Below are 12,135 nucleotides of genomic sequence, written 5' to 3'. Positions count from 1 at the left end.
GTTGAAAAGTTACTGAGCAATGAGGATCTAGTGCTGATTTTGCTCCAGCCTCGATTTTTATCGATGGTTTCACATAATCATCTGAATGTACATCCACTGAAGGGTAATGTATTAATAAAGTTTGTTTCTGAGCATCAGAGGGATCAAGAATAATATATAGTTCTTTTAAATTTGCACCTATTTCTTGAAATACGGTTGGGTTATAAGAAGTCTAAATCTGTCTAGACTTTGGCTATTTTTAAACTAACAAAATGTGTCATAGATTATGACATAACTGTGACAGTACTATGCCGTTTAATACAGTTTTATGAAGTTTTTTAACTAATCGATACATCGCAACGCGTTGATTATTAAAGGTTTTAAACAAAAAGAAGAAGGCTACGAACCAGGGGGTCGGAGGTTCGACAAAATGTGAAGCGAAAAGCACGAAGTGCGGCGAAAGTGAGTGACGAATCTATCCTTCCCCAGAATCTTGTGAGCATTTAAATTTAATTCTATGTTCTAAATACTAAATAATATCTATCCTTCCGGGCGCGCCATTTCCAAATAAAAATTCCCTAATCATCTTTATGGAATATTTTGACTTTATCCCTTCCAGAATTTTTGGCGATGTATAGTGCTTCATCGGAAGCACCCAACAACTTTTCTACCTCGCTCCCATGCATAGGTGCTTGTGCAATTCCAACAGACAATGTTATTTTTGGTAAACGGATGCCCTGAAAATTCAAATGTATTTTTTTAACCTGTTGACAGATTGTTTCCATTAGGCGTTGAGCTTCAGAAATGTTACTATCCATTAAAATAACAACAAACTCTTCACCTCCAAATCGACAAACTATATCTTCGCTCCTAATGGATTGTTGCAGGATCTTGGCAAGAAATTTAAGTACCGTATCTCCGGCATCATGACCAAATTTATCATTAAAATTTTTGAAAAAATCAATATCGACCATGGCGATAGATAAAATGCTTTTATTTCGTTTTATTTCCTCGAGTTTTTGAGGTAGCGTCTCATCTAAATAGCGGCGATTGAACAACCCTGTTAAACCATCGCGTAATGCTTGATAGCTCAAGGCTTCCCGCAAATTAATATTTGCCAGAGCCAGCTTGATGCTTTCACTTAATGTTATTGCCAATTTTTTATCCTTATCGGTAATTGTTTCACCCGAAGCGCAATTAAGATCCAGCATACCTATAATTTCAGCACGGACTATAAAAGGTAAATTAATATAAGCACCCTTGGGTGGTGAAATATAGTGCTCACAAATTATGGCATTTTGAGGGTCATCGACAGTATATATATTACCATTGCGTAGTGCCCAGCAATCATCTGGAGTAAAAGAGAGTTTTAAAAGCTGATGCTTGCCCCATTGCCGCACTGTTTGTAATTTGTGTGAAGACTTGTTATAGATTGCCAGACCACCACTTAACGAAGGAAATAAGGCCTTTACTGTTAGCTGGATGATAGAGTGTCCTTCGTCCGCATTTTTACAGGTTTGGAGCATTTCATTCATTTTATAGAGCAATTCATTTTCATGCTCCCGTTGTTGAAGTTCAACTAATGTTGCTGACATTTTTTCATGAAGATTGGTCATTGCTATTTCATTGCTCCGGCGGGGCCCAATATCATAAACTTGCGAGATTAAATTTAAGGGATTACCTTCAGCATCATATACCAGTGCGGCGCTCAATGAAACCCATACGATTTTGCCGGACTTATGAATATAGCGGCTTTCGCATTGATAATTTTTATATGTACCACTTGCTAATTTCTTTTCTAACTCTTCTTCTTTGACTACATCATCAGGATGGGTAATTTGTTTTGGGCCTAGGCTTAGAATTTCTTCTCTGCTATAGCCTAGCATCTCACACAAAGCTTGATTAACCTGAATCCAATGCCCATCCAGGGATTTAATTGTCATGCCAATTGGCGCAAACTCAATTGCACTACGGAATTGCTCTTCACTCGCCTGAAGCAATTTGGTCAGATGCGCACGTTTACTTATATCTTTTTGAATGGAACCAGACATCTTATTTAATATTTTTCCGAGTGTTTCCAACTCATTTTTAACGGCAACATGATTACGCGCACTATAATCCCCATGGTCAATTTTCTCAGTTTGCTTAACAAGTTCAGCAATAGGTTGCATAACGCGACGATTAGCATAACGCCAACCAAAAAGGCATAGAAGGATGCCAAAAAGGATAAAAAACTGAAAAATATATAAAAGGTATTGTTGTTTTGTCTCTAAGTCTGTAAATTTTTTAGCGGTTCGTCGCTCAACAGCTAACTTAAATTCTTCAATAGCTTGCATGATGGCTACTTTTTCCCGGTGATATTCTTTACCATGCAATAACTGCCGGGCCAGTTCCAGGTCTTTTTTCCCCTGAATCGTATATCGCCCTTCTTTATCAGGGTATAAACCTTTTGTTAGTCCGAAAGCTCGCTTTTCGAGTGCGGTTAGATTTATCGAATTTTGCTCCGCTTTTTTTAGCATTGCCATTTCGAATTGGCTGAAATTTAATTGTTTTACGCGCGAGCTAAAACTGCTAATTTCACCGTTAGGATTGTGAATTATTTTACCCCCCACAACATAATGCCAATAAAATTGGGAGTAATCGTTAGGGCGACTTAGTCTCCCTTCCCGAATGGCGAGAATATCATTAAAGTAGCGTTTATATTTCTCATCTCCCGTTACTGTATAAAGTCGAGCCATCTTTGTTAAGTCATCAGAACTTTGCAATAGTTCTTGAGCAGTATTTATGGAGTTATAACGATTACTTTCACTTTTTAAAATCTGATTTTGAATATAATTCGCATATATAAGGATTGTGCTTAAAATTAGAAAAAAAATAACCACATTCGTAATAATCGTCTGATAAACCGTCTTAATTGACATAATCTTTATCTTATCCATATTGAGATGAATCTCCTGTGCTTTGCTCAACCCACCTTAAATTAATAATAATTTTTTAAGGTGGGCATAATCCATGATAAATAAAATAATTATAGATATAGATAAAAGATTTAACCCCTGAGTAGGCTAAAGAAACATTGGCAGAGGGCGTCATCGAGTCTAGATATAATATACATCTCCGATCATATAAAATGCCCGAGTGGGGCCACGATTTTGCCTGCACCATTTCAGTAGGCCTACGTATTGAGAATCCATATCATCCCATTGAGGTAGCTCGCAAAAATAAGCCATAAGAAATAAGGAGTTAATAATAGCGCGACCCATCTTTCCGTATTTTTAATTTTTAAGATAATTATTGCATTCAAACTAATCATTGCTACTATCCATAAAAAACTAAATCCTATCCAATGCAGTTGAAAGAAGATTGGGGTCCACACCCAATTCATGATGAGTTGTACTACATATAGATGCATTACTATTTTAATTTGGGGTTTGCTGCGATTTTGCCATAACCTAAACCCAACAATCGCGAGAAGGGCATATAATATGGACCAAACGACGGAAAAAACCCACCCTGGAGGAGTTAGAGTTGATTTATGAACCCCGTCATACCAAGAATAAATATTCCCTTGCGCTAATAAACCTAAGAAGAAACCTATTAATTCAAAAGATAAAATCCAAATAAACAATTTAATTCCGTTCGTTTTGTTCAAAATCTTCGCTCCATATTTTTTTAGTCCTTCACAAAATGAGGGATAGTGAAGAACAATATAAAGTTTTTTTTATTTTTACATTAGGGACGATGCATAAATAAAACTTTTGTTCCTGAATTACTTCCTTTTTAACTGATTGGGTTGGGGTGACTATCTGAAGAACCTAGTAAAAAGATTGGATAATGCAGTGATTACCTTTGCTGCTCTGGGTTCACGTCACAGCATCTTCTCATACGCATCTCCAGAATCTGTAAAAGCCGTAGAAAAAGCTGCAGAAGATTTAGCGATTAATTAAAAAAATACCCTTTCCTAGTAACGTCCCGGTTGTCTATGAATGGCGACCGGGAATACAAATAATGTGACAGATAAACGGTTTGAGTGAAACTAGTTATTTGATTTTATATATACTTTTTAAATAAGAAGGATATTGAGATATTAGACCAATCATTAGTAGTTATCATAGATCCAAAGCAAGAAAGTAAAGTGGATTCTGAATTAAAGAAAGCAAATCAAAACTTCATCAAAATAAAAGATGTATTAATGGCTATTTGTATTATGTAATGTCCCACAAGCACCCCATGATACTGTTTTTATATTTTGAGTTTTAATCCGAGATTGATTTATTAATAATCATTTAATATTATTAATATACAATGTATATTTTTGTGAATCACGGATTAAAAATGCCAGTTGTTATTATCGGTGCAGGTCCTAGCGGTCTTTATACAGCCCTTCAACTCAAAAAAGCAGGTGTTCAAGACATTGTTATTTATGATCCTCGTGCAGGTGAATATTTAAGGCCTGGACATATCAATAAGTCAGTAATTGAACGTGCCGAAAGTGGTTTAGGCATCCAATTCAATTTTCCTGAAAAAACCGCCCATATTAAAGATATAGAGCGGCTTCTTTATATGGAAGCAATATCTCAACATATACGTATTGAAAAGCAAGCATTTGTTGGTTTTGATTCACAGGGAAAAGGGATTATTGTTCAGGATAAAGAAGGAAAAAATACAATTGCCCCTTGTGATTATGTGATAGATTGTACTGGCAGTAAGCGTTTGGTTGTTGAAGCATTAAACGAAGCTACCCCTTCGGAAACAAAACCATTTAGTACCTCTTTTGTGACTGACGATGTCGTTGTAAAAAATCATCTACTCGTTTACGTAAGAACTGATTGGCGAACTTTAAAAGTAACTACGGGTGCGCCAACCCCTCAAGATATCTCTGGGATTGGACCTATAGAATTTGTTGAAGGAATGGAACGTCTTCGCGAATTTGGTTGGCGTGAGTTTGCTATGCCTCGGAGTTATAATATGCCATTTGCAAAAGACAAGGTATGCTTTTATGTGGAGGCACCTGAAAATTTAGCCCCAGAGAAAAAAATGGAATGGTTCGAAGCGGTCATGAAAGCAAGAACTGGTGATGATGGCTTAAGCTTTGAGGAATTACCCAATAAGAAAAATAAACCTCGATTAACATATTTTCCTGTAAACCCAAAACAAATCACACCCCTCTCTTATCAAGGGGAGAGCCTGCCCATGGTCATCGCTCAGGGGGATGGGCAAATAGAACCTAATTATTTCTTAGCACATGGAATCATTGGCTCTTTTGAGCGTATTGATTTGATGGTAAAAAATATGACTGTTGTCAACGGAGAAATAAAAGATTTTAATCAACAAGGATATGAGTCAAATGTATCCCCCGAGGTAATAAAACATCGTGATGCGCTTATCGAGCATTACAAAGAAAGAAAAGATTATTTTGTTTCATGGTTGGAAAAAGCAAAGAAATATTATGAACTAGCCGCTTCAAGAACCAAAGATCCCCAGGAAAAGATACTGTATAACGACAGATTAAAAGAAATTAATGGCCGAATAGCTTACAACAATGCCTTAAAGATATTTAATCCCTTAGATTTAAAGGGGAAAGTATCGCTTTTAAATTTAATTGAAGCAAAAGACAGATTTATTCTATCCCTTACAGATCTCCCGGTTGATTGTAGAGAACGTAAAGATGCGTTCATTAAATTGGAGAAGATACTCACTGTTCTTGAAGAGCAAGGCAAAAGATTAAAAGAAGAGGGAGATTTTGATTTATCTTTGAGAGCATATCAAGAAGCCCTGAGTCTTGCTCATAGCATTCCTTCAGAAGGAGAGGTAAGGAGTCAAGAATGGGAATCAGCATTATGCGCTAAAATGATGGGTATTTATCGAAAACTCGATAGAATATCCGAGGGAATTCCTTTTGCGAAGGAAGTTTTAGCAAACCCAGATTTGCAGGTTGAAACAAAGAAAGAAATTTTATTCCATATTTTAAAAGCTTCAGCTGATGAATCAAAAGGAATGATCGATACTCCAAACCCTGTTTCAAAAAAACAATCGATTGATCAAGTGCTTGAAATATATGCTGAGCATAAAGAATTTATAATGAAGGAATTACATGGGGCGTTAAAATTTGAGCTTGATGCTTTAGATTCCCTATCTAAAACCAATGTGTCACAGGAAACGATTAATTCAATGACTTCACGTTGGTGAAATTTTTTTGACTGGTGTTATGTGCATCTGTCCTGATTTTTCTTAGATCCCGGTGGACTAACGAGCATCTTATCTGATAGACCCAAGCATCCGATAATATACCTTTTGGCCGAATGGTTTAGGGACTTTTATATTTCATGTTTTCAACATGGAGTTAAATCCCAAAAGACAAACAATCACATCCAGCAGAATATTTGCGGGCAATAATTCATTTTGACCCAACATCTCATTCATAAACTCAATTAATTAGCATTTAAATGATTAGTAAACTATAAATTATTGGGTTCAATAATATGTTTCGATAACTAATAGATTTAAAGTAAATGCTCACCTTTTATGCTCTTTTTGTGCCTCAAGGTCAGGACCTTCAATGAGGTGAGGTGTATATGTTTTTGCTATTGAAAAAAAACTGGGAACTTTAAATGGTTTTTCCGTAGGTCGATTCCAGAGAAATATTTTTTGATAATTACTATCGTAATTAATATTATTAAATATTATCGTTGCCATTTTATTCAATGTGCTATCCGAACACCAACTTGTTCCCAAATAGCTAATAATAGAAAATATAAGTTCAGTAGGAAGTAAAGTCAGCGGGCTAGCGATCTGCCCTCTACCCTGTGCGATAACACTTAAGATTATGGCTAATTTGCTAATTTTAGCTTGAAAATTTGCAGCTATTTTTTGATCCAGACGCTTCCGTGTAATAAAGGTAAAGGTATTGCCTTGTATATTTATAGCATCCAAATCGTTATTTTTTACAAAGGCTTTTATCCCTTCATCAGAAATATGATTGTAACTTACATTTAACTCACTAACCCGAAGCTGACTTGCCAACAAGCTAGCCCCTTCATCGCCAAATAAGTTATTTGCCAGATTTAATCGCACTAAATGGGTATTAAAAACAAGCGCGGTTAACAATGTTTTAATATCAGCTACAGTAAGTTGTTGATTACTAAGGTCCAAGGTGCTTAAATTTCTAGCATTACGAGTAAGACTGTGCAAAATTTCTTGCTTAATAGGCATGCCACTCCCTAGAGGTTGCCCTAATTAAACCATTATATACATTTTTTATACAATCATTCTATACTTAATCTATTATTAATTTAATAAGAAATAATATGTTTAAGAATTTTTTCAAGAAGCCCCCTCCAAAAAAAGCCCCTCAGAACATTGAGATGCCGCCTACCCTTCTACAGCAAAAAGAACTAATGGATCAAAATTCCCCCTTGCTTAGCGACGTTCAAATAAAAAAAATAAAACAAAATATAAAACAAAGTTCTAGCCCGCCACCTTTTTGTTTGAATAATACAAGCGATGTGCCTTTTAGAATATTATATGATGGCGCCAATATATATGTTTTATCTGATATCATTTTGGGTGAAGGCGGTGAAGGAATCATGAGGGCTGGACAAATTATTGAGCCAACTGGAAAATCCAGTTGGCTCGCAATTAAAGAATGTTTTTCTGGTAAGGAACTACGTGAGCTGGTTATAACACTTATTTCTGACGAAAATATGCTTATGGAAAATTATGAGCCCACATTAAGAGGGATGTACCTTGAAAAATATCCAGACTCAGATTATGACGAATTATCTCAAAAAGAATTAATAGAATTTTTTAAAAATCGATTATTAAAGGAAGTAATTCCTGAGACCCAAAAAAAATCATTAGAAGATGCCCTGAAAAACAAAACCATACTTAACGATTTTGGCATCCCGGCAACGGTCTTTGCTACCGATATGCTGGTCTATTCCACTATGCCATTGCTGCGGGGTAATGATTTAGTCATGCTTAGTGGAGCAAAAGAAGCAAACCCAACAGCCATATTCGACCAGATTATGGATTCTGCTAAAAATAATCCAGATGACTCAGTACAATGGGGTCCTTTTGTAACGGGTTATGCACGGGTTATAAATAATATCCTAGAACAAGTATCAGAATTCCATAGAAAAAATTATCTCCATCGGGACATTAAACCTCATAATTTGATGCTTATCGATACTGGAAAAGTACAATTAATCGATTTTGGCTCAGCAGTTAAGATGCAGGATGGAGTCTACACTGCTAATGACTCAACCATTTCTACACCTGCCTACACATCACCTGAACAAGCAAAATTTGCACAGGCCCATCCTAAAGATGATTATACCTTTACCCGAGCAGATGATATCTACAGTCTTGGGATCACCCTCCAAGAGCTGTATGCCCAAAAAGTGGTGGAAGTGATATTTAAATTGTATCCTGATTTAGAGGAGAAGTTTATTGGAATACAAGCCGCTTTAGCAGGCTTAAACGCTCCAGAGCCTAAGGAGCGCATGCACGCAATGGATTTCTTGAGTGAAAACTTCCAGCATCTTGTACAAGCTCTTGAGGTTAAGCAAGGGTTGATAGTACAACATGATGATAATTATGATAAATTGGTAGGGAGTATTGATCATTACCGCCTTGCTTGTTATGAAAGTAAAAGTCAAAGTAGCGACGTGAGTCTAATAATTGACGGTACTGAATTTTCATCAAAGTTTGCACATGATTTATTAATGAGAGATTTAAGTAGTGAAACTATTGCGAAGAACTTATTAATTATAAAACAACAATATCAAGCAAATCCTGACATTACAGCCGATGATGTTATCACATCGATAGATAGAAGTAGTTCACTAACACTATAATTCGGAAAAATACTCGGCAAATTGAAAATTATGCCACTATGAACTGTATTGATCTGTTTAATCTATTAATAATCTACAAGCACAAATTGATTATTCTTATGTGGTCTCAGACTCAATAAAATTCCTTCTCTAATAGATGTAGTTTATTCTAAATTTCTTGATATACATCGCAAACTCAATAGTCGTGTAGTGGAGAACTAACTGTTAATTTAGATAAAAATGAAAAGGAATTAACCAGCCCCTGGTACACCTTCTGCAATAAAAAGCTTTCTAATTAAACTCAATCCGGTACTATATGCTTTCCTTGCAGCCAACGGTATTTTATATGCCCAAGTTAACAGACGACCAGATTAAAAAACAAACTATAGCGTGGATACGTTCCTTTATTATTCAATTTAAAATCTGCCCGTTTGCTGAATATACCGTTAATCAAGAAACACTTGTTATCGATATTGTTCGACCGAAAAACTTAGAACAAGCCCTTGAAATGATGATGTCTACAATGGTGCGCATGGACAAAGACATTAAAATAGAAACAGTTTTATTACTCTTCCCCTCTTCACTTTCGGATTTTGATAATTATTTAGACTTTGTCTCTTTAGCAGAAGAGATGTTAACAGGGAGCGGTTATGAAGGCATTTATCAACTAGCGACATTTCATCCTGATTATTGCTTTGCTGATGTTTTGACAACAGATGTATCCAATTATACCAATCGTAGTCCCTACCCTATGCTGCATATTTTAAGAGAAAGCAGTATTGAAAAAGCGATTGATTATTACGGTGATACCAGTAAAATTCCAGATTATAATATTGAAACAATGCATAAACTGGGTCTCGACAAGATTCTCACACTATTAAAAAATCTAACTTGATTGTTAAAATCTCAGGGTTTAAGCCACCTATTTTTCAAATATAGAGAGAGGCAAAGGGCCTAAGTGTATTTAATTTAAATTAATTGTTTAAAATGAGGTCGATCAATGTTAAGATAGTCTTCATTTTATTACCCTTTTGCTGTATATAAGTGAACAATTTTCATGGCGTGTTGTTCCAGAAACTGGAAGGGCTTTCATTTCACACCTTATTCTTCTGTCGCAAAGGGGCAAAGCCAGGGCGATAAGTTTTATAAATATTTAAAAATGGGAAGGTCGGAAAGAAAGTGTTCGACGGCTGCCATACATTTCGTAGCAAGGAATCAAATAATGCAAACAGGTACAGTAAAGCGTTTTAATAAAATTAAGGGCTATGGTTTCATTACACCCGATGCAGAAGATAAAGAGGTGTTTGTTCATTTTTCTGAAGTTCAGACCGACGGTTACAAAGAATTAATTGAAGGGCAACGCGTTCGTTATACCTTGGCCGAGGGTGAGCGAGGCGAATATGCCAAACAAGTTGAAATCATGTAGTAAAGTAAATGCCTAGTTTGAGGTTGCTCATATGTTAGAAGTAAGAAGTATTGGGATGGATTTTGGAAAAAAATCCCTATTTCAAAATGTTGATTTGATTTTATTGCCGACTAAGCGCTATGGCATAGTTGGAGCAAATGGGACAGGAAAATCCACCTTTTTAAAAATTTTAGCGGGTGAAGAATCCTCGACCAGTGGCAGTGTTGAAAAGGCGAAGAGTCTGAATGTGGGAATATTGAAGCAAGATCACTTTCGATACGAAGACGATTCGCTGCTGGATGTGGTGATTCAAGGAAATGCGATCCTATGGGATGCGCTCACCGAAAAGAATAAAATCTATGCCAGTGAGCACTTTAGCGAAGAAGACGGCTATCGCGTGAGTGAGCTTGAAGAGCTTATCATGCAACAAGGAGGCTATGAGGCCGAATCCACTGCCAAAAATTTATTACTTGGTTTAGGCATCGCAGAAAAATTCCATAACGGACCACTAAGCGCCTTATCTGGCGGGTATAAGCTGCGCGTTTTACTGGCGCAAGTTTTGTATCAGAATCCAGATATCATGCTGCTCGACGAGCCGACTAACCACTTGGATATTTTATCGATAGCATGGCTTGAGTCATTCTTAAAAACGTCTTTTACAGGGTTGCTCATTTTCATTTCGCATGACCGTGGTTTCCTCAACAACGTGTCAACCAATATTTTAGATATTGATTACGATACCATTCAAAATTACCATGGTAATTATGATCAATTTGTTGCCGCTAAGGAAGAAAGACTTATCCTGAAAAAAAGTGAATTAAAAAATCAACAAAAGAAAATTGATGAAATGCAATCCTTCGTCGATCGATTTGGAGCAAAGGCAAGTAAAGCTACTCAAGCAGCTTCTCGTCAAAAAATGATTGATCGCATCGAATTGGTTGAGATAAAAGATTCTAATATTTTTAAACCGTATTTTAATTTTCAACAACAAAAACCATCCGGTAAATCCGTTATTAAAGTTGATAACATTCATAAACAATTTAATGAAAGAATTTTATTAAAAGAGGTCGCGTTTCATGTTAATCGCGGCGACAAATGCGCGATTATTGGCCCTAATGGCATCGGTAAATCGACCTTATTAAAAATTTTATTGCGTGAACTTCAACCGGATCAAGGTTATTTTGAATGGAGCGATACCGTAAAAGTTGGGTATTTTTCGCAGGACTATAGAGTGCAGTTGGATCCGGCTCAAACTGTATTGGAGTGGATGGAAGAGCAGGTTGTCGCCACATCTCAGGAGATCAGGAAAATACTAGGGCAGGTTTTATTCCGCGGCTCAGACGTTGATAAGAAGATTGGACTGTTAAGTGGTGGCGAATCGGCAAGATTAGTTATGGCCAAACTGATTTTAGAAAAAAACAACGTTCTTATTCTTGATGAGCCAACCAATCACCTCGATCTTGAATCAATTGATGCCTTAGTAGAGTCCATTCAAGCTTTTCCCGGAGCTGTTTTATTCGTAAGTCACAATCGCCATTTTATCGACAGCATCTCAACCCGGGTCCTGGTCTTAACCGAGCGATATGGGGCTCAAAATTACCTGGGAAATTATAAAGATTATCTTGATCAGTTTGGAACCGACTATCTCGCAACAGCTTAAATTAATATCATTGGAGCTAGCCAGCCTGATGGAACATTTTGTAGCTCAAGTTTTATTTATCTAAATCACCAACCTTTAGATGAAGTCTTATCATCATTTCTCATGATGCAAATTGGTGGGACACATAAAAATAGTGATGATATTGCCGGGAGAATGAAAATCTTGATTACTCGCTGCTCCATCAAGGCTACGCTTGCTCCTCAGGCATTGATTGGAGAGATGGCCGAGTGAGCGAAGGTAGATAGTTAAATGTA

The 12,135-nt window shown here is 36.5% G+C and carries 8 protein-coding genes; 5 read left to right on the top strand and 3 right to left on the bottom strand.

What is annotated here, in order from left to right; genetic code table 11:
- Nucleotides 1–557: 557 nt before the first annotated feature.
- Both LXO92_RS10400 and LXO92_RS10395 read right to left on the bottom strand, forming a co-directional pair.
- Entirely contained in the window at nucleotides 558–2,918 is a 2,361-nt protein-coding gene (locus LXO92_RS10400) for a sensor domain-containing diguanylate cyclase (RefSeq protein ID WP_232890934.1), read from the bottom strand.
- Nucleotides 2,919–3,154: 236 nt separating this feature from the next.
- On the bottom strand, nucleotides 3,155–3,631 hold the full coding sequence (locus LXO92_RS10395) for a TspO/MBR family protein (protein WP_182352598.1): 477 nt from the start codon (nucleotides 3,629–3,631) through the stop codon (nucleotides 3,155–3,157).
- A 683-nt stretch (nucleotides 3,632–4,314) separates the two neighbouring features.
- On the opposite strand from LXO92_RS10395, the gene LXO92_RS10385 reads away from it, so the two are divergent.
- Entirely contained in the window at nucleotides 4,315–6,168 is a 1,854-nt protein-coding gene (locus tag LXO92_RS10385) for an FAD-dependent monooxygenase (protein ID WP_232890933.1), read from the top strand.
- A 327-nt stretch (nucleotides 6,169–6,495) separates the two neighbouring features.
- Here LXO92_RS10385 and LXO92_RS10380 read toward each other — a convergent pair whose 3' ends face one another.
- Nucleotides 6,496–7,191, bottom strand: a complete 696-nt coding sequence (locus LXO92_RS10380; protein WP_182352596.1) for a hypothetical protein — start codon at nucleotides 7,189–7,191, stop codon at nucleotides 6,496–6,498.
- A 95-nt stretch (nucleotides 7,192–7,286) separates the two neighbouring features.
- Between LXO92_RS10380 and LXO92_RS10375 the strand changes: the two genes are divergently transcribed.
- The 4 genes from LXO92_RS10375 to LXO92_RS10360 all read left to right on the top strand — a co-directional run bounded on the left by LXO92_RS10375 (nucleotide 7,287) and on the right by LXO92_RS10360 (nucleotide 11,881).
- Complete coding sequence (locus LXO92_RS10375) at nucleotides 7,287–8,837, top strand: protein kinase domain-containing protein (RefSeq protein WP_232890932.1); 1,551 nt, start codon at nucleotides 7,287–7,289, stop codon at nucleotides 8,835–8,837.
- Between the two features lie 325 nt (nucleotides 8,838–9,162).
- Nucleotides 9,163–9,711, top strand: coding sequence for a DUF1415 domain-containing protein (locus LXO92_RS10370; protein WP_182352594.1), 549 nt, complete (start codon nucleotides 9,163–9,165; stop codon nucleotides 9,709–9,711).
- A 327-nt stretch (nucleotides 9,712–10,038) separates the two neighbouring features.
- Nucleotides 10,039–10,242 carry a cold-shock protein gene (locus tag LXO92_RS10365; RefSeq protein WP_182352593.1) on the top strand — a complete coding sequence of 68 codons (204 nt, stop codon included), beginning with the start codon at nucleotides 10,039–10,041 and terminating at the stop codon, nucleotides 10,240–10,242.
- A gap of 31 nt (nucleotides 10,243–10,273) precedes the next feature.
- The gene (locus LXO92_RS10360) at nucleotides 10,274–11,881 is read left to right on the top strand and encodes an ABC-F family ATP-binding cassette domain-containing protein (RefSeq protein ID WP_182352592.1); all 1,608 of its coding nucleotides are present in this window, start codon (nucleotides 10,274–10,276) and stop codon (nucleotides 11,879–11,881) included.
- Nucleotides 11,882–12,135: the final 254 nt, after the last annotated feature.

It is taken from the genome of Legionella resiliens, from assembly GCF_021344005.1.
GTDB lineage: Bacteria > Pseudomonadota > Gammaproteobacteria > Legionellales > Legionellaceae > Legionella > Legionella resiliens.
This window is presented reverse-complemented; position numbering and strand designations above follow the sequence as displayed.